Origin of the sequence: Escherichia sp. WS1265 (assembly GCF_046487585.1) — a bacterium.
GTDB classification, from domain to species: domain Bacteria; phylum Pseudomonadota; class Gammaproteobacteria; order Enterobacterales; family Enterobacteriaceae; genus Escherichia; species Escherichia coli.
Map to the genome: position 1 here is coordinate 18555 of NZ_JBJQJE010000030.1, position 22844 is coordinate 41398.

Consider the following 22844-nt stretch of genomic DNA (forward strand, 5'->3'; position numbering starts at 1 on the left):
CGTACTACTCCAAATTACTTGATAGTTTCGCTGTTAGACTTGAAGAAACGGACTTTTTTACCGTCTTCGAATCTAAAGCCTACACGGTCAGCCTTGCCGGTTGCCGCATTGAAGATTGCTACGTTGGAAACCTGAATAGCGGCTTCTTTTTCAACGATGCCACCCGGTTGGTTCAGGGCCGGAACCGGCTTCTGATGTTTCTTAACCAGGTTGATACCTTCAACAATGACCTTGCCGGAAGACAGGACATTCTTAACTTTACCGCGTTTACCTTTATCTTTACCGGTTAACACGATAACTTCGTCATCACGACGGATTTTCGCTGCCATGATTCGCTCCTTAGAGTACTTCTGGTGCCAGAGAGATAATTTTCATGAACTTCTCACTACGAAGCTCACGAGTTACCGGCCCAAAAATACGCGTACCGATAGGCTGCTCGCTGTTGTTGTTCAGAAGAACACAAGCATTACCATCGAAGCGAATGACAGAACCGTCCGGGCGACGAACACCCTTCTTGGTGCGCACCACTACCGCCTTCAGCACATCACCTTTTTTGACCTTACCACGCGGAATTGCTTCTTTGATGGTGATCTTGATGATGTCGCCTACGCCTGCGTAGCGACGGTGCGAGCCACCCAGAACCTTGATACACATTACGCGACGTGCACCGGAGTTGTCGGCGACGTTCAGCATAGTCTGTTCTTGGATCATTTTAGTGCTCCGCTAATGTCAACTACTACTGAGACCCGAAAATCAGGTCGTTAAAAATCCCCATATCGAGGGCGCGGCATTATAACACCGCTTCAAGGATATGGGTAGAAAAAATAAACGGCTCATTTCTGAGCCGTTTATTCGTATCGAGAGAGTGTACTGTATTACAGAACCGCTTTCTCTACAACGCGAACCAGCGTCCAGGATTTAGTCTTGGACAGCGGACGGCATTCGCGGATTTCAACCACGTCACCGATACCGCATTCGTTGTTCTCGTCATGTACGTGCAGTTTGGTCGTACGCTTGATGAATTTACCGTAGATCGGGTGTTTCACAAAACGTTCGATAGCAACAACAATGGATTTCTCCATTTTGTCGCTAACAACGCGACCTTGCAGAGTACGGATTTTATCGGTCATTACGCACCCGCCTTCTCGTTCAGTAAAGTCTTAACGCGTGCGACATCGCGACGCACTTGCTTCAACAGGTGAGACTGTTGCAGCTGGCCACTTGCAGCCTGCATACGCAGGTTGAACTGCTCACGCAGCAGGTTCAGCAGCTCGGTGTTCAGCTCTTCAACGCTCTTCTCACGCAGCTCTTTTGCTTTCATTACATCACCGTCTTAGTTACAAAGGTGGTTTTAATCGGCAGTTTCGCTGCTGCCAGCTTGAATGCTTCACGGGCCAGCTCTTCCGGAACACCGTCCATTTCATACAGGACTTTACCCGGCTGAATCAAGGCAACCCAATACTCCACGTTACCTTTACCTTTACCCATACGCACTGCCAGCGGCTTTTCAGTGATCGGTTTGTCCGGGAACACACGGATCCAGATCTTACCTTGACGCTTAACTGCACGGGTCATAGCACGACGTGCTGCTTCGATCTGACGTGCAGTCAGACGACCACGGCCAACAGCTTTCAGACCGAAGCTGCCGAAGCTAACATCCGTACCCTGCGCCAGACCGCGGTTACGGCCTTTGTGCATTTTACGGAATTTTGTACGCTTTGGTTGTAACATCAGCGACGCTCCTTATTTACGGCCTTTACGCTGCTGCTTTTTAGGCTGAGCAGCCGGTTTTTCCGGTTGTTCAACAGCAGCCATACCACCCAGGATCTCGCCTTTGAAGATCCACACTTTAACGCCGATTACACCGTAAGTGGTGTGCGCTTCAGAGGTGTTGTAGTCGATGTCAGCACGCAGAGTGTGCAGCGGTACGCGACCTTCGCGGTACCATTCGGTACGTGCGATTTCCGCGCCGCCCAGACGGCCGCTAACTTCAACTTTGATACCTTTAGCGCCCAGACGCATTGCGTTCTGTACAGCACGCTTCATAGCACGACGGAACATAACGCGACGTTCCAGCTGAGAAGTGATGCTGTCAGCAACCAGTTTTGCGTCCAGTTCAGGCTTACGAACTTCGGCGATGTTGATCTGTGCAGGAACGCCAGCGATGTCCGCTACGACCTTACGCAGTTTTTCTACGTCTTCACCTTTTTTACCGATAACGATACCCGGGCGAGCAGTGTGAATGGTTACACGGATGCTCTTAGCCGGACGCTCGATAACGATACGAGATACGGACGCTTTAGCCAGTTCCTTAGTCAGGTACTGACGTACTTTAAAATCGCTGTCCAGGTTGTCAGCGAATTCTTTGGTGTTCGCAAACCAGGTAGAGTTCCATGGTTTTACAATACCCAGGCGAATACCATTAGGATGTACTTTCTGACCCATTGCTAGTCTCCAGAGTCTCAGCGATCGGACACAACCACAGTGATGTGGCTGGTGCGCTTCAGGATGCGATCTGCACGACCTTTTGCACGCGGCATAATGCGCTTCATGCTCGGGCCTTCGTCTACGAAAATTTTCGTAACTTTCAGATCGTCAATGTCAGCGCCATCGTTGTGTTCAGCGTTAGCAATGGCAGATTCCAGAACTTTCTTGACCAGTACAGCCGCTTTCTTGTTGGTGTAGGTCAAAATATCCAGAGCCTGCGACACTTTCTTACCGCGAATCAGGTCAGCAACAAGGCGAACCTTCTGAGCAGAAGAACGAGCATGGCGATGTTTAGCGATAGTTTCCATCTCTTCCTCCTACCTTATTTCTTCTTCGCTTTTTTATCAGCAGCGTGGCCGCGATAAGTACGAGTCGGTGCGAATTCACCCAGTTTGTGACCGACCATTTCGTCGGTTACAAATACCGGAACGTGCTGACGACCATTATGGACAGCGATGGTCAAACCGATCATGTTAGGAAAGATCGTTGAACGACGGGACCAAGTGCGCAGGGGCTTCTTGTCTCCGCTTTCCACCGCTTTCTCTACCTTCTTCAGCAAGTGCAGGTCAATAAAAGGACCTTTCTTGAGAGAACGTGGCATGGCTTATCCTCTAAAATTATTTGCTACGGCGACGTACGATGAATTTATCAGTACGCTTGTTGCTGCGGGTCTTCTTACCTTTGGTCTGAACGCCCCACGGAGTTACCGGGTGCTTACCAAAGTTACGACCTTCACCACCACCATGTGGGTGGTCTACCGGGTTCATCGCGGTACCGCGAACGGTCGGACGAACACCACGCCAGCGTGCAGCACCTGCTTTACCCAGAACGCGCAGCATATGCTCAGCATTGCCAACTTCGCCCAGAGTTGCACGGCAGTCTGCTTCTACTTTACGCATTTCACCAGAACGCAGACGCAGGGTGACATAAGCACCATCACGAGCAACGATCTGAACGTAAGTACCAGCGGAACGTGCCAGCTGACCGCCTTTACCTGGTTTCATTTCTACGTTATGAACAGTAGAACCAACCGGGATGTTGCGCATCGGCAGGGTGTTACCTGGTTTGATTGCAGCATCAACGCCAGACTGAATCTGGTCGCCAGCTTTTAGGCCTTTAGGGGCCAGGATGTAACGGCGTTCACCGTCTTTGTACAGAACCAGCGCGATGTTCGCGGAACGGTTCGGATCGTACTCAAGACGTTCAACAACTGCCGGGATACCGTCTTTGTTGCGTTTGAAGTCAACAATACGGTAAGCCTGCTTGTGGCCACCACCGATATGACGAGTGGTGATACGGCCATTGTTGTTACGACCACCGGATTTGCTGTTTTTTTCCAGCAACGGAGCAAAAGGTTTGCCCTTGTGCAGCTCAGGGTTAACCACTTTAACAACGTGGCGACGACCCGGAGATGTCGGTTTACATTTAACAACTGCCATTGTATTACTCCTCCGACTTACTCAGCGCCGCCAACGAAGTCCAGATTCTGGCCTTCTTTCAGGGTGACGTAAGCTTTTTTCCAGTCGCTACGACGACCGATACGCTGTCCGTGACGTTTAACTTTCCCTTTAACTACCAGGGTGTTAACGACTTCGACTTCGACTTCAAACAGTTTCTGCACAGCAGCTTTGATTTCTGCTTTGGTCGCGTCTTTAGCAACTTTGAGTACGATGGTGTTGGATTTTTCCATCGCAGTAGACGCTTTTTCAGAAACGTGCGGTGCACGCAGCACCTTCAGCAGACGTTCTTCACGAATCATGCCAGCATCTCCTCAACTTGCTTAACAGCATCAGCAGTCATTACGACTTTGTCGAAGGCGATCAGGCTAACCGGGTCGATACCAGTTGCATCGCGTACGTCAACCTTGTGCAGGTTGCGCGCAGCCAGGAACAGGTTTTCGTCCAGCTCACCGGTGATGATCAGCACATCTTCCAGAGCCATGTCTTTCAGTTTCTGTGCCAGCAGCTTAGTTTTCGGCGCTTCTACAGAGAACTTCTCGACAACGATCAGACGATCCTGACGTACCAGTTCGGACAGGATGCTTTTCAGCGCGCCGCGGTACATCTTCTTGTTAACTTTTTGACTGTGGTCCTGCGGACGAGCAGCAAAGGTCACGCCACCAGAACGCCAGATCGGGCTCTTGATAGAACCAGAACGCGCACGGCCGGTGCCTTTCTGGCGCCACGGTTTTTTACCGGAACCAGTTACTTCAGCACGAGTCTTCTGAGCACGAGTACCCTGACGAGCACCAGCTGCATAAGCAACAACAACCTGGTGAACCAGCGCTTCGTTGAAATCACGACCGAAGGTAGTTTCGGAAACAGTCAGCGCGCTCTGCGCGTCTTTCAATACTAATTCCATTGCTATCTCCTTACGCCTTCACAGCTGGTTTAACGATCAGGTCGCTACCGGTTGCACCCGGGACAGCACCTTTAACCAGCAGCAGGTTGCGCTCAGCGTCAACGCGTACTACGTCAAGGCTCTGAACGGTTACACGTTCGTTACCCATCTGACCTGCCATTTTCTTGCCTTTGAACACTTTGCCCGGAGTCTGGTTCTGACCGATAGAACCCGGAACGCGGTGAGACAAGGAGTTACCGTGAGTAGCGTCCTGGGTACGGAAGTTCCAGCGCTTAACGGTACCTGCGAAACCTTTACCTTTAGAGGTGCCAGTTACGTCAACTTTTTTAACGTCAGCAAACAGTTCAACGCTAATGCTCTGACCTACAGTGAACTCTTCGCCTTCAGCCAGGCGGAATTCCCACAGACCACGGCCAGCTTCTACGCCAGCTTTAGCGAAGTGGCCAGCTTCAGGCTTGGTCACACGGTTAGCTTTTTTAGCACCGGTGGTCACCTGAATAGCACGGTAGCCATCGTTAGCCAGGTCTTTAACCTGAGTAACGCGGTTTGCTTCAACTTCGATTACGGTTACTGGGATAGAAACGCCGTCTTCTGTGAAGATACGGGTCATACCCACTTTTTTACCGACTAAACCAATCATTGTTTCAACCTCTCAATCGCTCAATGACCTGATTAACCCAGGCTGATCTGCACGTCTACACCGGCAGCCAGATCCAGACGCATCAGAGCATCAACGGTTTTCTCGGTTGGCTCAACGATGTCAACCAGACGCAAGTGAGTACGGATTTCGTACTGATCGCGCGCGTCTTTGTTGACGTGCGGGGAGATCAGAACAGTGAAGCGCTCTTTGCGTGTCGGCAGCGGGATCGGACCACGGACCTGCGCACCAGTGCGCTTGGCAGTCTCGACGATTTCCGCGGTTGCTTGATCGATCAGACGATGATCAAACGCTTTCAGGCGGATACGGATTCTTTGGTTCTGCATGAGACCAGAGCTCCAATTATTTTATAAACGAAAATGATTACTCCTCAGACCCATTACGATTGATGGGAGAGTGTAACCGTTCTTACGTAGCTCCCCGATTGGGAGCATTGTTAGGTAGCCAAATTCGGCTAACTGAGGTTCAGATTGAACCTGCTGTCAACTACGACAAGCCCGCGCATTATACATACTTAACCACCGAACGCAAGCGTATTGCTAGTAAAGTAAACAGCCTTCGGGTTATCTCTCAAGTTCGTTCAGCGCATTTTTGACACGCTCTCTTAAACCGGCTTTCTCGTCGCTTTCTTCTACAGTATTTTCTTCGTCTTCAGAAGAAGAGGGGGCATTCTCAACCGCGACGCCTGGGTCATCTTCCTCCTCGACGGATTCGACGACGGGGAGTGGCTGTTTTTTGAAGAAATAGTGTTGTGTTGATTGTTTAAAAGCAGGCGTTTCAGCATCTACTGTGACTTCTGCTTTTACTATCCAAAGCGCCCATAGCTGCCTGGCATACCCACCAACCAACACCATTCCTGCAAACCACAGGCAAATCAGCAATAAACAAATGACATATATTATGGTGCTGTGTTTTTGTCGGGAGAAGATACCAGGGTGACCTGTTTCTTTCTGCTCACGCGCGGCGATATAGAATTCAAACATGTCATTTCCCCTTCACTGTTGTTTCCGGGGAAATATTTGCTTCATCCCGATATAAGTAGGCACTCTCCCCTGCCACCTGCCAGAGATGTACTAACGTTGAAAAGCCAACAACACCGTCAGTTTTCAAGTGGTGGCTTTTTTGAAATTGCTTTATTTTTTCTACCAACAAGGGACGCCACTCTGCCGAAGGTTCTGTCGAAATATGCAATGCGCGGTTTAACATCGTTTCCAGCCAGAGAATCTCTTCCTCGCTGCTATCACGCGTAATGGTACTCTCCCCTTCCGGCGACATTTTCCATAACAGAAGATAATCACCCGTCCATACCGACTCAAACCATTGATGTGTCAGCGTCCAGGTTTGCTGCCCTACGAGGACATCAACGGTAGCATCACCGACGCGAACGACCACAACAGGCAATTTTTTGTCCCCGACTTTAAGCGATGCGATCCAGGGCAAATTCTGATCTACCAATGTTTGTAAAGAAGCATTCCCACTTTTACATGCCAGCCCCGCTCTTACTGCCTGATCGCACCAGGCCGAATCAGCTGGGACCTCGTACCCCCATACGCCGTATAACACGCTTAGCGCCTCACTATCGCGCATCACTACATGAGCAATATCCTTAGTCATATCTTGTTTAACTACTGGCGTTACGGGTACCAGCCACGCAGGAACGGGGAACGGATCTGTGAAAGAGGACAGCAGTAGCCAACCACAGGTAAGTGCGATAATGGTTCCACTCATCACCACGGCAAGCTGCATTTTCCGGGGGCGGTTATCACCCAATATGCGGTAAATCATTCGCCATTGTTTTGCTGTGAAAACGCTGGTCTGCTCGGCTTGCTGTAATAAGCGAATTGTTTCGCCGGCAAGCGCCAGCTTTCTGCGATCGCCCCGACATAATAAAGCTATCCGTTTCAGAACTCTGGCGGTTAAAAGGAGATCGGGTTGGTCAATATTCTGACCTTCAAGGATGCTTGCCTTAAGTTCGTGCTCCGTCAGACGTCCTGTCGAGACAAGTTCAATGCCCTGTTTTTTAAAATCACGTTCGACTTTTCGATCGGGTCTGCCGATCAGCAAAAATTGACCGTCAGGAATAAGAGATATCGCGCGTTGGAGATCATCAAGTATGCGGCGGTGATTCAGGTGAGCATTTTCAATAATAATAAGAGGGCAGCGACTATCAGTTCGATGAAGCGCATGCAGTAATTGCCCCGCCATCTCATCTCGCGTCCAGGCGCTGTCACGGCAGCCCTGTTCAGCCGCGTTATCGTCGGTAACGATCCATGCGGCCTTACCTTGCCAGGAAACAACGAGGCTTAAAGTAATCACACGGCGATGTTTATCTTTTTGTAGTTGCTGCGCCAACCAGGTTTTTCCACTTCCAGCCTCACCCAACAAATAGCACAGACGCCAGGTCTGACGTTTCTCACGCAACCAGGAAAGAATAACTTCTCTTCTCGTAGACATAGAACTTCCTGTTTTAATTATTGATTATCCTTAATCATAAAAATAATGTATGCATTTATTAATTAAATACATATTACTAATATAAATAAATTTTGCTTGATTCATGCAAGCGGCATTAATACTATTTATACTAACGTCAATATACAACCCACCCAATCTATTTTATTAGAACATACATCGTGCCCACACTACGTTTCCCCTTCCATCTGGCGAATCATAATAAAGATGCTGCCATCAACATATTGATTATATTTATAAGCATAGGGCTGATTATTTTTAATGTGAATTATTTCCATACAACTATAGTTAAAAATGGACAGATCATTAATCAACCAACAAATGCATTTCAGTCTGAGTTCAGCCTTGCCGCTTTATGGCGCAACGATAATCATGCTGGGGTAAAAGATGCAAATCCCGTGGCAGTTAATCAGGAAACACCTAAGCTCTCTATAGCGCTTAATGGCATTGTACTCACATCGAATGATGAGACTTCTTTTGTCTTAATTAATGAGGGGAGCGAACAAAAGCGATACTCCCTCCACGAAGCCCTTGAGTCAGCGCCGGGAACGTTTATTAGAAAAATAAATAAAACCAGCGTTGTGTTTGAAACTCACGGGCATTACGAAAAAGTAACACTCCATCCAGGGCTACCTGATATCATCAAGCAGCCTGATTCGGAAAGTCAAAATGTACTCGCTGATTATATTATCGCCACGCCTATACGTGATGGAGAACAGATATACGGGCTTCGATTGAACCCTCGTCAGGGCCTCAACGCATTTACCACCAGCTTGCTACAACCAGGGGATATCGCCCTCAGGATCAATAATCTTTCGCTGACCCACCCTGATGAGGTTTCACAGGCATTAAGTTTACTGCTAACTCAACAAAGTGCTCAGTTTACAATTCGTCGCAACGGCGTACCCCGCTTGATAAATGTTTCCGTCGCGGAACTTACAGGAATGAATGGACAGCATCATGAAAGGACTCAATAAAATCACTTGCTGCTTGCTGGCAGCACTACTCATGCCTTGTGCAGGGCACGCTGAGAACGAACAATACGGCGCTAACTTCAATAACGCCGATATCCGCCAGTTCGTGGAAATAGTGGGTCAGCATCTTGGCAAAACGATCCTGATCGACCCTTCGGTACAGGGAACCATTTCCGTACGCAGTAATGATACGTTTAGCCAACAGGAGTACTACCAGTTCTTTTTAAGTATTCTTGATCTTTACGGTTATTCCGTGGTCACGCTGGACAATGGTTTTCTGAAAGTGGTGCGCTCAGCTAATGTAAAAACATCGCCAGGGATGATTGCTGACAGTTCTGGTCCAGGCGTAGGTGATGAGTTGGTCACCCGAATCGTACCGCTTGAGAACGTTCCTGCTCGTGACCTGGCTCCCCTGCTCCGCCAGATGATGGATGCGGGTAGCGTCGGTAATGTTGTGCATTATGAACCCTCCAACGTTCTTATTCTGACCGGTCGTGCCTCCACCATTAATAAACTGATTGAAGTCATAAAGCGCGTTGATGTCATCGGCACAGAGAAGCAGCAAATTATTCATCTGGAATATGCGTCAGCGGAAGATCTCGCAGAGATTCTTAATCAATTAATCAGCGAAAGCCATGGTAAAAGCCAGATGCCTGCCCTCCTTTCCGCGAAGATTGTGGCGGATAAGCGAACCAACTCTCTTATCATCAGCGGGCCGGAAAAAGCACGCCAGCGCATCACTTCATTACTGAAAAGCCTTGATGTAGAAGAGAGCGAGGAAGGAAATACCCGGGTCTATTACCTGAAATATGCTAAAGCCACGAATCTGGTGGAAGTGCTAACCGGTGTTTCCGAAAAGCTGAAAGATGAAAAAGGGAATGAGCGTAAGCCCTCCTCTTCTGGCGCGATGGATAACGTCGCCATTACCGCCGATGAACAGACTAACTCTCTGGTCATTACCGCTGACCAGTCCGTCCAGGAAAAACTCGCCACGGTAATTGCGCGTCTGGATATTCGCCGTGCACAGGTGCTGGTTGAGGCGATCATCGTCGAAGTTCAGGATGGAAATGGACTTAATCTGGGCGTGCAATGGGCGAATAAAAACGTTGGCGCACAGCAATTTACCAATACGGGATTACCGATTTTTAACGCTGCACAAGGTGTGGCTGATTATAAAAAGAATGGTGGGATCACCAGCGCGAATCCTGCCTGGGATATGTTTAGCGCCTACAATGGCATGGCCGCAGGCTTCTTCAATGGCGACTGGGGCGTATTGTTGACTGCGCTGGCCATTAACAATAAAAATGACATCCTCGCCACCCCGAGCATCGTAACGCTGGATAATAAACTCGCGTCCTTCAACGTTGGGCAGGATGTGCCGGTGCTATCCGGCTCCCAGACCACTTCTGGGGATAACGTCTTTAATACAGTCGAACGCAAAACGGTGGGGACAAAACTCAAAGTCACTCCGCAGGTCAATGAAGGCGACGCGGTGTTGCTCGAAATAGAGCAGGAAGTCTCCAGCGTTGACTCTTCGTCTAATTCGACGCTCGGCCCGACATTTAACACCCGAACTATTCAAAATGCCGTGCTGGTCAAAACCGGTGAAACGGTGGTCCTGGGCGGATTGCTGGATGATTTCTCTAAAGAACAAGTGTCAAAGGTTCCTCTGCTTGGCGATATTCCTTTAGTGGGGCAACTTTTCCGCTATACCTCGACCGAGCGCGCTAAACGCAACCTGATGGTGTTTATCCGCCCGACGATTATTCGTGACGATGATGTTTATCGCTCGCTATCGAAAGAGAAATACACCCGTTACCGTCAGGAGCAGCAACAGCGGATCGACGGGAAATCAAAAGCGCTGGTAGGCTCGGAAGATTTGCCGGTGCTGGATGAGAACACGTTCAACAGCCATACCCCTGCGCCATCGGCACGGTAAGGCATTCTTATGAGAATTCACTCACCGTACCCCGCCAGTTGGGCGCTGGCACAGCGAATTGGCTATCTCTATTCAGAGGGCGAGATTATTTATCTCGCCGGTACGCCATTCGAGCGGTTACTCGATATTCAGCGTCAGGTTGGTCAGTGCCAGACCATGACCAGTTTGTCACAGGCTGATTTCGAAGCCCGGCTGGAAGCGGTATTCCATCAGAATACCGGTGAGTCGCAACAGATTGCGCAGGATATCGATCAATCCGTCGATCTTCTCTCGCTTTCGGAAGAGATGCCCGCAAATGAAGATCTCCTGAATGAAGATTCAGCGGCACCGGTTATCCGCTTGATCAATGCGATTTTGAGTGAGGCCATCAAAGAAACCGCCTCCGATATCCACATTGAAACCTATGAAAAAACAATGTCGATCCGTTTTCGCATCGACGGCGTTTTGCGGACAATTTTACAGCCAAACAAAAAACTGGCGGCACTGCTTATCTCCCGAATTAAGGTCATGGCTCGTCTTGATATCGCCGAAAAACGTATTCCACAGGATGGACGTATTAGTTTGCGTATCGGGCGACGTAACATAGATGTCCGCGTATCCACACTGCCGTCCATCTATGGTGAACGCGCCGTGCTCCGTCTGCTGGATAAAAACAGCCTCCAGCTTTCATTGAACAACCTAGGGATGACGGCAGCGGATAAACAGGATTTAGAAAATCTCATCCAGCTTCCACACGGTATTATCCTGGTGACCGGACCGACAGGCTCCGGTAAAAGTACCATGCTCTACGCCATTCTTTCGGCGCTGAATACTCCCGGCCGCAATATTCTGACGGTAGAAGATCCCGTGGAATATGAACTGGAAGGCATAGGACAAACGCAGGTGAATACCCGTGTGGATATGTCTTTCGCTCGCGGCCTGCGCGCCATACTTCGCCAGGACCCGGATGTCGTCATGGTGGGGGAAATTCGTGATACAGAGACCGCACAGATTGCGGTTCAGGCCTCGCTCACCGGCCATCTGGTGCTCTCAACACTCCACACCAACAGTGCATCAGGCGCAGTCACCCGGCTCCGCGACATGGGCGTCGAATCATTCCTGCTTTCGTCTTCACTGGCAGGGATTATCGCGCAACGTCTGGTTCGTCGTCTGTGTCCGCAATGCCGACAATTCGCGCCCGTATCCCCTCAACAAGCGCAGATGTTTAAATATCATCAGCTCGCGGTGACAGCAATTGGCACTCCCGTAGGCTGCCCTCATTGCCATCAATCCGGCTATCAGGGGCGCATGGCGATCCACGAAATGATGGTGGTGACGCCGGAATTGCGGGCCGCTATTCATGAAAATGTGGATGAACAAGCACTGGAGCGACTGGTCCGGCAACAACACAATGCCTTAATCAAAAATGGCCTGCAAAAAGTGATAAGCGGTGACACCTCCTGGGATGAGGTTATGCGCGTCGCCAGTGCCACGCTGGAGAGCGAAGCATGAATTATCGCTATCGCGCCATGACCCAGGATGGTCAAAAATTGCAAGGGATCATTGATGCTAACGATGAACGTCAGGCACGACTGCGGCTGCGTGAAGAAGGGCTTTTCCTGCTGGATATTCGCCCCCAAAAAAGTTCGGGAGTAAAAACACGTCGCCCGAGGATCAGCCATAGTGAACTGACGCTTTTCACCCGGCAGTTGGCAACCTTAAGCGCAGCGGCATTACCCCTGGAAGAGAGCCTTGCCGTAATTGGTCAACAAAGCAGTAATAAACGACTGGCTGACGTGTTAAATCAGGTACGCAGCGCCATCCTTGAAGGGCATCCCCTTTCCGATGCATTACAGCATTTTCCCACGCTTTTCGATTCGCTCTATCGTACCCTGGTTAAAGCGGGCGAAAAGAGCGGGCTGCTGGCCCCGGTGTTGGAAAAGCTGGCTGATTACAATGAAAACCGGCAGAAAATCCGCAGCAAGCTTATTCAGTCACTGATCTACCCCTGCATGCTCACTACGGTGGCGATTGTGGTCGTGATTATTCTCCTCACTGCTGTCGTGCCCAAAATTACCGAACAGTTCGTGCATATGAAGCAGCAACTGCCGCTGAGTACACGCATTCTTTTAGGTCTGAGCGACACGTTGCAACGTACCGGCCCGACATTATTAGCGACGGTGTTTATTGTCGCTGTAGGTTTCTGGCTCTGGTTAAAACGCGGCAATAACCGCCACCGTTTTCATGCCATGTTGCTGCGCGTTGCGCTCATCGGCCCGCTGATTTGCGCCATTAACAGCGCACGCTATCTCCGCACTTTAAGTATTTTGCAATCCAGCGGCGTCCCTCTGCTGGATGGGATGAATTTGTCCACCGAAAGCCTCAACAACCTCGAAATTCGCCAGCGTCTGGCAAATGCAGCAGAGAACGTCCGCCAGGGTAACAGCATTCATCTTTCGCTGGAACAAACCGCAATTTTCCCGCCGATGATGCTCTACATGGTGGCCTCTGGCGAAAAAAGCGGGCAGCTCGGCACGTTAATGGTCAGAGCCGCAGATAACCAGGAGACACTCCAACAAAATCGGATCGCCTTAACGCTCTCCATCTTCGAGCCAGCACTCATTATTACGATGGCACTGATCGTCCTGTTTATTGTCGTCTCGGTACTCCAACCTCTTCTTCAACTTAACTCAATGATTAATTAAGGAAAGTATATGCGCGCAACGGATAAGCAACGCGGTTTTACATTACTGGAAATTATGGTGGTGATCGTCATTATCGGCGTACTTGCCAGCCTGGTGGTTCCCAACCTGATGGGCAATAAAGAAAAGGCGGATAAGCAAAAAGCCGTCAGCGATATTGTGGCGCTGGAAAACGCCCTGGATATGTACAAGCTCGTCAATCATCGCTATCCAACCACAAATCAGGGACTTGAATCCTTAGTCGAAGCACCGACACTACCACCGCTGGCCGCAAACTATAACAAAGAAGGTTATATCAAGCGTCTGCCTGCCGATCCCTGGGGCAATGATTATGTCCTCGTTAATCCTGGTGAACATGGTGCATACGATCTGCTTTCAGCAGGGCCCGATGGTGAAATGGGAACCGAGGACGACATCACCAACTGGGGTTTGAGCAAGAAGAAAAAGTAAGTCAGCGATGAATCAGCAACGCGGGTTTACCCTGCTGGAGATGATGCTGGTGCTGGCGCTGGTCGCTATCACGGCAAGTGTGGTGCTCTTCACATATGGTCGGGAAGATACCGCCAGCACTCGTGCGCGCGAAACAGCGGCGCGGTTTACCGCTGCACTTGAATTAGCCATCGACCGCGCCACGCTCAGTGGTCAGCCTGTCGGTATCCATTTCTCTGATTCAGCATGGCGCATTATGGTACCGGGCAAAACACCATCAGCCTGGCGCTGGGTTCCATTACAAGAAAATGCCGCAGACGAGAGCAAAAATGACTGGGGTGAAGAACTCTCAATTCAACTTCAGCCATTTAAACCTGATGACAGCAACCAACCGCAGGTGGTGATTCTGGCCGACGGACAAATCACGCCCTTCTCTTTGTTGATGGCTAATACCGGGACCGGTGAGCCGCTCCTGACGTTAGTCAGTTCAGGCTCATGGCCCCTGGATCAAACGCTCGCCAGAGATACCCGCCCATGAACAAACAATCAGGGATGACACTGCTTGAAGTCTTACTGGCGATGAGTATTTTCACCGCTGTTGCTCTGACTTTAATGAGCAGTATGCAAGGGCAACGAAATGCCATCGAGCGAATGCGCAACGAGACGCTGGCATTGTGGATAGCGGATAACCAGCTTCAGTCACAAGATTCATTCGGCGAGGAAAACACGTCCAGTTCTGGCAAAGAGTTAATAAATGGCGAAGAGTGGAACTGGCGCAGCGATATCCACTCAAGCAAAGACGGCACGCTTCTGGAACGCACCATAACGGTGACATTACCCAGCGGTCAGACAACCTCGCTTACGCGTTATCAAAGCATCGATAATAAATCCGGGCAGGCACAAGATGATTAATCGCCAGCAGGGTTTCACATTGCTGGAGGTCATGGCGGCGCTGGCGATTTTCTCAATGCTTAGCGTGCTGGCGTTTATGATTTTTTCGCAAGCTTCCGAGTTGCATCAACGTTCACAGAAAGAAATCCAGCAGTTCAATCAGCTACAGCGCACCATCACCATTCTTGATAACGATCTCCTGCAACTGGTCGCTCGCCGAAATCGGAGTACGGATAAAATCATGGTGTTGGGTGAAGAGGCTATTTTTACCACGCAAAGTCGCGATCCGCAGGCCCCGCTCAATGAAGCGCAAACCTTACAAACGGTTCACTGGTATCTGCGAAATCATACGCTTTACCGTGCTGTTCGTACTTCTGTGGATGGCAGGAAGGATCAACCTGCCCAGGCGATGCTGGAACATGTCGAGAGCTTTCTTCTGGAAAGTAACAGCGGGGAAAGCAAAGAACATCCTCTCTCAGTCACGCTACATCTGAAGACTCAGCAATATGGGGCACTACAGCGTCGTTTTGCATTACCTGAGCAATTAGCAAGAGAAGAGTCGCCAGCTCAGACTCAGGCCGGGAATAATAACCATGAATAATGAACAACGCGGCGTCGCGCTGCTCATTGTACTCATGTTACTGGCGCTCATGGCTGCTCTGGCAGCAGACATGACGCTCAGTTTTCACAGCCAGCTTCAGCGAACCCGCCAGGTAAACCATCATTTGCAACGGCAATATGATATTGAACTGGCGGAGAAACTTGCGCTTGCCAGCCTCACCCAGGACGTTAAAGATAACGACAGACAAACCACGTTGCAGCAGTACTGGGCACAACCGCAACAGTTGCAGCTGGAAAATGGCAATACAGTGAAGTGGCAGTTACGCGATGCCCAGCACTGTTTTAATCTCAATGCGTTAGCAAAAATCTCTGACGACCCGCTGGCTTCCCCTGATTTCCCCGCCCAGGTATTCAGTGCGCTGCTGATTAACGCCGGTATCGATCGCGGAAACACCGATGAGATCGTGCAATCAATCGCTGACTATATTGATGTCGATGACTCACCACGCTTTCACGGCGCAGAAGATAACTTTTACCAAAGCCAGACGCCGCCCCGGCATAGTGCCAATCAGATGCTTTTTCTGACCGGCGAATTGCGTCAGATAAAAGGCATAACCGAAAACATCTATCAGCGGCTTATCCCGTATGTCTGCGTTCTCCCGACCACGGAACTTAGGATCAATCTTAATATGCTAACGGAGAACGATATTCCGCTCTTCAGAGCGTTATTCCTCAATAACATCACGGATGCTGACGCTCGGGTCTTATTGCAAAAAAGGCCGAGGGAAGGCTGGCTAACCACGGATGCATTTCTTTACTGGGCGCAGCAGGATTTCTCCGGCGTGAAGCCTCTGGTAGCTCAGGTGAAAGGGCATCTTTTTCCCTATAGCCGCTATTTTACGCTGAGTACGGAAAGTATCAGCGACGAACAATCCCAGGGATGGCAAAGCCATATTTTTTTCAACCGTAAACAGCAGAGCGCCCAAATCTATCGGCGTACGCTGCAACTCTACTAATCATAAGGATCGTGATGCCTGAATCGTTGATGGTTATACGTTCTTCCTCGACGCTGCGTAAGCATTGGGAATGGATGACGTTCTCCGCAGATAGCGTATCTTCGGTACATACGCTCACAGACGATCTTCCGCTGGAGTCGCTGGCCGATCAGCCCGGTGCCGGAAATGTTCATCTTTTGATCCCACCAGAGGGTCTTTTATATCGTTCCCTCACGCTGCCCAACGTCAAATACAAACTCACCGCACAAACATTGCAATGGCTGGCAGAGGAGACGTTACCCGATAACACCCAGGACTGGCACTGGACGGTTGTCGATAAACAAAACGAAAGTGTCGAGGTGATAGGCATTCAGTCGGAGAAACTCAGTCGTTATCTTGAGCGTTTACATACTGCCGGACTCAACGTGACGCGGGTTTTGCCAGATGGCTGCTATCTTCCCTGGGAAGTAGATAGCTGGACTCTGGTTAACCAGCAAACAAGCTGGCTTATTCGCAGTGCCGCACATGCCTTCAACGAACTGGATGAACACTGGTTACAGCATCTTGCTGCCCAGTTTCCGCCTGAGAATATGCTTTGTTATGGTGTAGCACCTCATGGCGTTGCAGCGGCCAATCCACTTATCCAGCATCCTGAAATACCATCACTGAGTTTGTATTCTGCCGATATTGCATTCCAGCGCTATGACATGCTGCATGGTGTTTTTCGTAAACAGAAAACTGTAAGCAAATCGGGAAAATGGCTCGCCCGCCTGGCAGTAAGCTGTCTCGTTCTCACCATTCTTTCTTTTGTTGGCAGCCGGGGCATCGCGCTCTGGCAAACGCTTAAGATTGAAGATCAACTTCAGCATCAACAGCAAGAAACCTGGCAACGTTATTTCCCGCAGATCAAACGCACGCACAACTTTCGTTTTTACTTTAAGCAGCAACTCGCTCAGCAATATCCTGAAGCTGTGCCGTTGCTCTATCATTTACAAACACTTCTGCTGGAACACCCTGAACTGCAGTTAATGGAGGCTAACTATAGCCAGAAGCAAAAGTCGCTGACCTTAAAAATGAGTGCTAAGAGTGAAGCCAATATCGATCGTTTCTGTGAATTAACACAGTCCTGGCTTCCGATGCAAAAAACAGAAAAAGATCCGGTCAGTGGTGTATGGACAGTAAGGAGCTCAGGGAAATGATTAAATCATGGTGGGCAGAAAAATCCACATCGGAAAAACAGATCGTTGCGGCACTGGCGGTTCTCTCGCTCGGCGTTTTTTGTTGGCTTGGGGTGATAAAACCGATAGATACCTACATTGCAGAGCATCAGTCCCACGCGCAAAAAATTAAGAAGGACATCAAATGGATGCAGGATCAAGCGAGCACCCATGGTTTACTTGGTCATCCTGCGCTTACGCAGCCCATCAAAAATATCCTTCTCGAGGAAGCAAAACGTGAGAATTTGACTATCACGCTGGAAAACGGTCCGGACAATACTCTGACAATTCATCCTGTCACAGCTCCCCTCGAAAACGTCTCCCGCTGGCTCACTACGGCACAGATAACATACGGTATTGTTATTGAAGATCTTCAGTTTACTCTTGCCGGAAACGAAGAGATCACCCTCAAGCATTTGTCCTTCAGGGAGCAACAATAATGACAATGCTACTGCCGCTCTTCATTCTGGTTGGTTTTATGGCAGGTTATTTTGTTAATGCTATGGCCTATCACCTCTCGCCTTTGGAGGATAAAACGGCGTTAACGTTTCGCCAGGTATTGATTCATTTCAGGCAAAAAAAATATGCCTGGCATGATACAGTGCCCCTGATACTTTGCGTTGCTGCTGCTATCGCCTGCGCCCTGGCACCTTTCACGCCCATCGTGACTGGCGCACTCTTTCTCTATTTCTGTTTCGCACTCACGCTCAGTGTTATTGATTTTCGCACTCAACTCCTGCCCGACAAACTCACCTTACCGCTGCTCTGGCTTGGCTTGGTATTTAATGCGCAGTCTGGATTAATTGATTTACATGATGCGGTTTACGGCGCGGTAGCGGGCTATGGGGTGCTGTGGTGTGTTTACTGGGGCGTCTGGTTAGTTTGTCACAAAGAGGGATTGGGCTACGGTGATTTCAAGCTACTGGCCGCTGCAGGCGCGTGGTGTGGCTGGCAAACGTTGCCAATGATACTGCTGATTGCCTCACTGGGTGGCATTGGTTACGCCATCGTTTCACAACTTCTGCAACACCGGACTATAACCACTATCGCATTCGGCCCGTGGCTTGCGCTCAGCAGCATGATAAACCTGGGGTATCTGGCCTGGATCTCTTATTAACCGGGAGGGTTCTCCCTCCCGACACGGCTCACCCTTCTTCGCGGATTTGTGCTTGCAGATAATTTTGCAGGCCCATCTTCTGAATCAGATCAAGTTCCGTTTCCAGCCAGTCGATATGGCCTTCTTCATCACGCAAAATTTCTATCATCATATCGCGGCTGACGTAATCATGAACGCTATCGGCATAACCAATTGCCTCACGCAAATTCTTCGCGCCATCCAGCTCAAGTGCCAGATCAGAACGCAGCATTTCCTCAACATCCTCACCAATGTTCAGTTTGCCCAGGTCCTGTAAATTTGGAAGACCTTCCAGAAAAAGAATGCGCTCAATATAACGATCGGCGTGTTTCATCTCATCAATGGATTCATGATACTCCACATCATTGAGACGTTTGAGACCCCAGTTTTTAAACATCCGGGCATGGAGAAAGTACTGATTGATTGCGACAAGCTCATTTCCCAACAGTTTGTTGAGATAATTTATAACCTTAGTATCACCTTTCATTTTTTGACTCCTTCGCTTCCACTCTTTGAAGCGTAGAACGGCTTACGAGTAAGTCAAAAAACACACTCCGTTTATGCGGACTCCTTAAACTCCGGCAACTGCATTAATTCATCCTCCATCACTTCACGCGCGGCCCGGACACATTTACCGCACTGATTGCCGACCGGAATAAATTTTTTTAATTGCTGGAACGAGTGGGGGGAAAACTGGCGCACAGCCTGACGAATTTTTTTATCGCTGATACCATTACAAAGACAAACGTACATAGAGACTCCCGTATACTTTCCTCAAAAATAAATGAAAATAGTTCTTATTTCAATTACGGAAAGACTCTTTTTTAAGCAAAGAATAGAAATATGAATAAAAATAATGGGCTACCAAAAGTAGCCCATTGACAAAAAATGCGGCGATACCGGAAGGTATCGCCAACACATTTATTGCTTAGTAAACGGCGCGAAGATTTCGCTAAATGCGTACTTCGGTGCCTGTTCTTTAGTCAGGCCGTGGAATTCCGGAGACAGGTTAGTGCCGCCCGGCAGGTCGCGCGCGATTGACCAGATACCAACCATACCGAGATTACGCTTCTGCGCATCCTGCATGACCAGACGAGCATCAGAGAGATAGAACACCTCGCCCTGAACGTCGTTCACGCCAACCATCGGCGTGGTACCCATCATAGCGTCAATTTCTGCATCGCTCTTGTTGGGATGGAGGCCTTTCAATTGTGAATGCAGGTTGGCAATCGCAGACGTTGCACACTTACCGTGAATGTTCTGGCCTTCGGTATTTGCAGACTGACAAATCGCGTTACCGTAGTCCATTGTCATCACGTTCACACCCGCCAGCTCAACACCTTTCGCTTTGGCATCGCTCAGGACATTCATCCCTTCCGGCGTCAGGCCAGTCGGTAGAATTGGCAAGGTGTACCAGATAGCAATATCTTTGCCTTCTGACTTCCATTTATCCTGCACTTTCTTCACAGCAAGGTTACGGCGTTCAATAGATGCCTGATCCGCAACCCAGGTGCCTTCGATATCGAAGTCCAGGACTCTGAGGTTCAGGTTATCAACGATGTCATAATAATGCTGCATCAGATCGTCTACGTTCTTACAGGAAGCAGCCAGCGGAGCGTTGTTAGCACCACCGATAGACAGCATCACATCGCCGCCAGCCTCACGCAGAGCTTTGATTTTGCTGTACTGAGCGTAATTCTGCATACCGTAAGCGGTACCCCATGTCGGCAGACAGGTGTTCGCATCTTTACTCACCACAAACGCCAGCGTGAAGTGGTTGACGTTATGATTCTTAGCCAGCGCAGCCAGATCCGGGATCGTATTCAGCGTAAAGTCAACATACGGTGCATAAACGTGTTTCGGCCACGCTTTCTTCGGCGTACCTACACGTTCTTTGGTTCCGGTCCAGTCAACAAAAACACGCCACGGGTTGCTGTCAGAAGGAGAAACTTTCTGCACTTTACTCTGAGAAATGTAGTTCGCACCGTTAAAGCGAATCAGCGTATCGCTGGCATAAAGCGTTTCTGGATTAAACTGCGGCGCATTATTCAGCTCTTCGTTACTATAGCTCTGAGCCTTACCTAACGGCTTCCACGGGCGGCTATTGCTACCGGTGGCGTTTTGGTTCGCAACCAGAGCAGGGTTGTCACTTTGCGTCCAGAACAGCGCTTCATAAGCCTGCCCATCAACAACAACGCGATCACCTTTCACGTACACAGTGGATGCGGACCATGCTTTCGCCGGTTCGTATTTCTTCCACGGGTTATCACCGCCTGGGACAAAGCCCCATGCGTCTTGATCGACAGAAGTTTTATAATGTGCATCGTTATAATCTACGATGCTGTCCGCGCTGTACGCTTTGCTGGCCTGGAAACCATCCGCAACAATGACGCCGCCGTTATCAATTTCACAGGTAGTCGGGTTACCGTACTGACTCATTTCCGCAGCGGTAGCTGTACGCACGAGACGCCATGGGTTATTGGAGTTTTCTGCACTAGTGCCACGTGGGCAATCTTCAGAACCAACCCACCAGGCATTCTGATAAATATTACCATTGAAGATAACATGGTAAATTTCGCTACCTTCCTGGCCACTCCACGCCTGCAGTGAGTAATCGTTACTGCTATCCGCTGGTGTTGATGACTCGTTATTATCCGGAGTTGGAGTAACTGGAGTTACCGGTGTTTCCGGAGTTGGATCAACCGGAGTCACAGCATCGCCATTATTATCCGGCTTAACGGAACAGGAGCCTGGGTTACCATACTGGCTGATTTCTGTTGCTGTTGCCGCGCGAACATAACGCCATGGGTTGCTGGCATCGTTTTCTTTCGCATCGCCTGGGCAATTTGCCGCGCCTACCCACCAGGCGTTCTTATAAATGCTGCCGTTGTAGATAACGTACAATGTAGAAGAACCTTCCTGACCTTTCCAGGCTACGACAGCATAGTTGTCGTTTGACTTATCAGCTGGGGCTGGCTGAACATCAGGAGCCGGTTTAACGTCCGGTGCCGGTTTCACATCCGGTGCAGGCTGTGGTGCTGAAGTACAGGACTGTGGATTACTGGTTTCTGAGATTTCCGTTGCCGTAGCGGCACGAACATAACGCCATGGGTTGCTGGCATCATTGCCTTTCGCATCACCCGGGCAGTTAGAAGAGGCTACCCACCAGGCATTTTTATATACCGCACCATTAAAGACGACATACCAGGTCTGACCGCCCTGCTGTTTATTCCAGGCAACTACAGAAGAATTAGACGGAACAGTGCCCTGTGCTGGTGTAGCCGAACCGCCATTAGCCGGCGTATTGGATGCAGGCGTATTCGAAGTTGAAGAAGATGAGCTACCGCTCTTTTCGCAGGAAAGTGTATTGCCAAACTGACTAATTTCAGCAGCTGTCGCGGTACGCTTTAAACGCCACGGGTTAGTTGCATCATTTGCTTTCGCTTTTCCCGGGCAATTTGTAGAAGAAACCCACCAGGCATTTTCATAAATTTTGCCATCGAAAATAACCTGATATTTATTGCCACCTTGTTGGTTATTCCATGCTTCCATTGCCAATGCTGGCAGAGCGGAACACACCAGCCCCATACCAATCATAGATTTGGTAAATATATTTAATTTCATTATAATCCCTTGTGACGTAAAAACTGCAAAACAAAAGTCCTACGCAGGAATTATTTACGTTTTACGAGAACCCTTCAATATGAATTAAAGCACGGCATTAAAAATAAGAAAAAAGCCTGACAAATGAAGCATTTAAAAACAGAAATATTCATATTTTAAATATTAAATTGAATTGATATTTTAAATATGAATAATTTATTCGTTCTGACAGTACGAATAAGATATGCAGTCAACAAATGCAAAAAGGGCGCCGAAGCGCCCTTTTTAATTCGAAACTAATTAACGTGTAATTAGCCCAGAACTTTAGCAACAACGCCCGCGCCAACGGTACGGCCGCCTTCACGGATTGCGAAACGCAGACCGTCGTCCATCGCGATCGGGTGGATCAGGGTAACAACCATTTTGATGTTGTCGCCCGGC

At 49.3% G+C, this 22844-nt stretch carries 30 protein-coding genes and 1 pseudogene; 12 read left to right on the top strand and 19 right to left on the bottom strand.

Features of this window, described 5'->3' with window-relative positions:
- Positions 1 to 14 precede the first annotated feature (14 nt).
- The 15 genes from rplX to gspA form a co-directional block, all read right to left on the bottom strand.
- Entirely contained in the window at positions 15 to 329 is a 315-nt protein-coding gene (rplX, locus tag ACJHX3_RS22855) for a 50S ribosomal protein L24 (RefSeq protein ID WP_000729185.1), read from the bottom strand.
- 10 nt (positions 330 to 339) lie between these two features.
- Complete coding sequence (gene rplN, locus ACJHX3_RS22860; protein WP_000613955.1) at positions 340 to 711, bottom strand: 50S ribosomal protein L14; 372 nt, start codon at positions 709 to 711, stop codon at positions 340 to 342.
- Between the two features lie 164 nt (positions 712 to 875).
- Entirely contained in the window at positions 876 to 1130 is a 255-nt protein-coding gene (gene rpsQ, locus ACJHX3_RS22865; protein WP_000130100.1) for a 30S ribosomal protein S17, read from the bottom strand.
- Positions 1130 to 1321, bottom strand: a complete 192-nt coding sequence (gene rpmC / locus ACJHX3_RS22870; protein WP_000644741.1) for a 50S ribosomal protein L29 — start codon at positions 1319 to 1321, stop codon at positions 1130 to 1132. Before rpmC ends, rpsQ begins: the two co-directional genes overlap by 1 nt.
- Positions 1321 to 1731 (bottom strand): 50S ribosomal protein L16, encoded by a 411-nt coding sequence (gene rplP, locus ACJHX3_RS22875; protein WP_000941212.1) that lies wholly within the window; start codon positions 1729 to 1731, stop codon positions 1321 to 1323. The genes rpmC and rplP overlap by 1 nt, the downstream gene beginning before the upstream one ends.
- A gap of 12 nt (positions 1732 to 1743) precedes the next feature.
- Complete coding sequence (gene rpsC / locus ACJHX3_RS22880; protein WP_000529945.1) at positions 1744 to 2445, bottom strand: 30S ribosomal protein S3; 702 nt, start codon at positions 2443 to 2445, stop codon at positions 1744 to 1746.
- Positions 2446 to 2462: 17 nt separating this feature from the next.
- Entirely contained in the window at positions 2463 to 2795 is a 333-nt protein-coding gene (gene rplV, locus ACJHX3_RS22885) for a 50S ribosomal protein L22 (protein ID WP_000447529.1), read from the bottom strand.
- A 14-nt stretch (positions 2796 to 2809) separates the two neighbouring features.
- Complete coding sequence (gene rpsS / locus ACJHX3_RS22890) at positions 2810 to 3088, bottom strand: 30S ribosomal protein S19 (RefSeq protein ID WP_001138117.1); 279 nt, start codon at positions 3086 to 3088, stop codon at positions 2810 to 2812.
- Positions 3089 to 3104: 16 nt separating this feature from the next.
- Positions 3105 to 3926, bottom strand: a complete 822-nt coding sequence (rplB, locus tag ACJHX3_RS22895; protein WP_000301864.1) for a 50S ribosomal protein L2 — start codon at positions 3924 to 3926, stop codon at positions 3105 to 3107.
- 17 nt (positions 3927 to 3943) lie between these two features.
- Positions 3944 to 4246: a 50S ribosomal protein L23 gene (gene rplW / locus ACJHX3_RS22900; RefSeq protein WP_000617544.1), complete on the bottom strand. Its 303-nt coding sequence runs from the start codon at positions 4244 to 4246 to the stop codon at positions 3944 to 3946.
- Positions 4243 to 4848 (bottom strand): 50S ribosomal protein L4, encoded by a 606-nt coding sequence (gene rplD / locus ACJHX3_RS22905; protein WP_000424395.1) that lies wholly within the window; start codon positions 4846 to 4848, stop codon positions 4243 to 4245. Before rplD ends, rplW begins: the two co-directional genes overlap by 4 nt.
- A gap of 10 nt (positions 4849 to 4858) precedes the next feature.
- Entirely contained in the window at positions 4859 to 5488 is a 630-nt protein-coding gene (gene rplC, locus ACJHX3_RS22910; protein ID WP_000579833.1) for a 50S ribosomal protein L3, read from the bottom strand.
- Between the two features lie 32 nt (positions 5489 to 5520).
- Positions 5521 to 5832, bottom strand: coding sequence for a 30S ribosomal protein S10 (rpsJ, locus tag ACJHX3_RS22915; RefSeq protein WP_001181004.1), 312 nt, complete (start codon positions 5830 to 5832; stop codon positions 5521 to 5523).
- Between the two features lie 237 nt (positions 5833 to 6069).
- On the bottom strand, positions 6070 to 6489 hold the full coding sequence (gene gspB / locus ACJHX3_RS22920) for a putative general secretion pathway protein GspB (RefSeq protein WP_000461440.1): 420 nt from the start codon (positions 6487 to 6489) through the stop codon (positions 6070 to 6072).
- Position 6490: 1 nt separating this feature from the next.
- Positions 6491 to 7960, bottom strand: coding sequence for a type II secretion system protein GspA (gene gspA / locus ACJHX3_RS22925; RefSeq protein ID WP_000107585.1), 1470 nt, complete (start codon positions 7958 to 7960; stop codon positions 6491 to 6493).
- A gap of 179 nt (positions 7961 to 8139) precedes the next feature.
- On the opposite strand from gspA, the gene gspC reads away from it, so the two are divergent.
- From gspC to gspO, 12 genes are read left to right on the top strand one after another with little or no spacing between them, the layout of a single operon-like run.
- The gene (gene gspC / locus ACJHX3_RS22930) at positions 8140 to 8955 is read left to right on the top strand and encodes a type II secretion system protein GspC (RefSeq protein WP_094322039.1); all 816 of its coding nucleotides are present in this window, start codon (positions 8140 to 8142) and stop codon (positions 8953 to 8955) included.
- Positions 8939 to 10891, top strand: a complete 1953-nt coding sequence (gene gspD / locus ACJHX3_RS22935) for a type II secretion system secretin GspD (protein ID WP_024216252.1) — start codon at positions 8939 to 8941, stop codon at positions 10889 to 10891. Before gspC ends, gspD begins: the two co-directional genes overlap by 17 nt.
- Before the next feature lie 9 nt (positions 10892 to 10900).
- Positions 10901 to 12382: a type II secretion system ATPase GspE gene (gspE, locus tag ACJHX3_RS22940; protein ID WP_024216251.1), complete on the top strand. Its 1482-nt coding sequence runs from the start codon at positions 10901 to 10903 to the stop codon at positions 12380 to 12382.
- The gene (gene gspF, locus ACJHX3_RS22945) at positions 12379 to 13575 is read left to right on the top strand and encodes a type II secretion system inner membrane protein GspF (protein WP_001109564.1); all 1197 of its coding nucleotides are present in this window, start codon (positions 12379 to 12381) and stop codon (positions 13573 to 13575) included. Before gspE ends, gspF begins: the two co-directional genes overlap by 4 nt.
- A 9-nt stretch (positions 13576 to 13584) precedes the next feature.
- Complete coding sequence (gene gspG / locus ACJHX3_RS22950) at positions 13585 to 14022, top strand: type II secretion system major pseudopilin GspG (protein WP_094308102.1); 438 nt, start codon at positions 13585 to 13587, stop codon at positions 14020 to 14022.
- A 7-nt stretch (positions 14023 to 14029) separates the two neighbouring features.
- Positions 14030 to 14539 carry a type II secretion system minor pseudopilin GspH gene (gene gspH, locus ACJHX3_RS22955; RefSeq protein ID WP_024216250.1) on the top strand — a complete coding sequence of 170 codons (510 nt, stop codon included), beginning with the start codon at positions 14030 to 14032 and terminating at the stop codon, positions 14537 to 14539.
- The gene (gene gspI, locus ACJHX3_RS22960) at positions 14536 to 14913 is read left to right on the top strand and encodes a type II secretion system minor pseudopilin GspI (protein WP_001041743.1); all 378 of its coding nucleotides are present in this window, start codon (positions 14536 to 14538) and stop codon (positions 14911 to 14913) included. Before gspH ends, gspI begins: the two co-directional genes overlap by 4 nt.
- On the top strand, positions 14906 to 15493 hold the full coding sequence (gene gspJ / locus ACJHX3_RS22965) for a type II secretion system minor pseudopilin GspJ (protein WP_001600564.1): 588 nt from the start codon (positions 14906 to 14908) through the stop codon (positions 15491 to 15493). The genes gspI and gspJ overlap by 8 nt, the downstream gene beginning before the upstream one ends.
- On the top strand, positions 15486 to 16469 hold the full coding sequence (gspK, locus tag ACJHX3_RS22970; protein ID WP_024216249.1) for a type II secretion system minor pseudopilin GspK: 984 nt from the start codon (positions 15486 to 15488) through the stop codon (positions 16467 to 16469). Before gspJ ends, gspK begins: the two co-directional genes overlap by 8 nt.
- Positions 16470 to 16483: 14 nt before the next feature.
- Complete coding sequence (gene gspL / locus ACJHX3_RS22975) at positions 16484 to 17647, top strand: type II secretion system protein GspL (RefSeq protein WP_024216248.1); 1164 nt, start codon at positions 16484 to 16486, stop codon at positions 17645 to 17647.
- The gene (gspM, locus tag ACJHX3_RS22980) at positions 17644 to 18105 is read left to right on the top strand and encodes a type II secretion system protein GspM (RefSeq protein WP_024216247.1); all 462 of its coding nucleotides are present in this window, start codon (positions 17644 to 17646) and stop codon (positions 18103 to 18105) included. The genes gspL and gspM overlap by 4 nt, the downstream gene beginning before the upstream one ends.
- On the top strand, positions 18105 to 18782 hold the full coding sequence (gene gspO / locus ACJHX3_RS22985) for a prepilin peptidase GspO (protein ID WP_024216246.1): 678 nt from the start codon (positions 18105 to 18107) through the stop codon (positions 18780 to 18782). Before gspM ends, gspO begins: the two co-directional genes overlap by 1 nt.
- A gap of 28 nt (positions 18783 to 18810) precedes the next feature.
- Here gspO and bfr read toward each other — a convergent pair whose 3' ends face one another.
- The 4 genes and pseudogenes from bfr to tuf form a co-directional block, all read right to left on the bottom strand.
- The gene (bfr, locus tag ACJHX3_RS22990; protein ID WP_000675504.1) at positions 18811 to 19287 is read right to left on the bottom strand and encodes a bacterioferritin; all 477 of its coding nucleotides are present in this window, start codon (positions 19285 to 19287) and stop codon (positions 18811 to 18813) included.
- 71 nt (positions 19288 to 19358) lie between these two features.
- Positions 19359 to 19553, bottom strand: coding sequence for a bacterioferritin-associated ferredoxin (gene bfd, locus ACJHX3_RS22995; protein WP_000289085.1), 195 nt, complete (start codon positions 19551 to 19553; stop codon positions 19359 to 19361).
- A 168-nt stretch (positions 19554 to 19721) separates the two neighbouring features.
- On the bottom strand, positions 19722 to 22424 hold the full coding sequence (gene chiA / locus ACJHX3_RS23000; protein ID WP_024216245.1) for a bifunctional chitinase/lysozyme: 2703 nt from the start codon (positions 22422 to 22424) through the stop codon (positions 19722 to 19724).
- Between the two features lie 290 nt (positions 22425 to 22714).
- A pseudogene (gene tuf / locus ACJHX3_RS23005) lies at positions 22715 to 22844 on the bottom strand (elongation factor Tu); the annotation flags it as partial.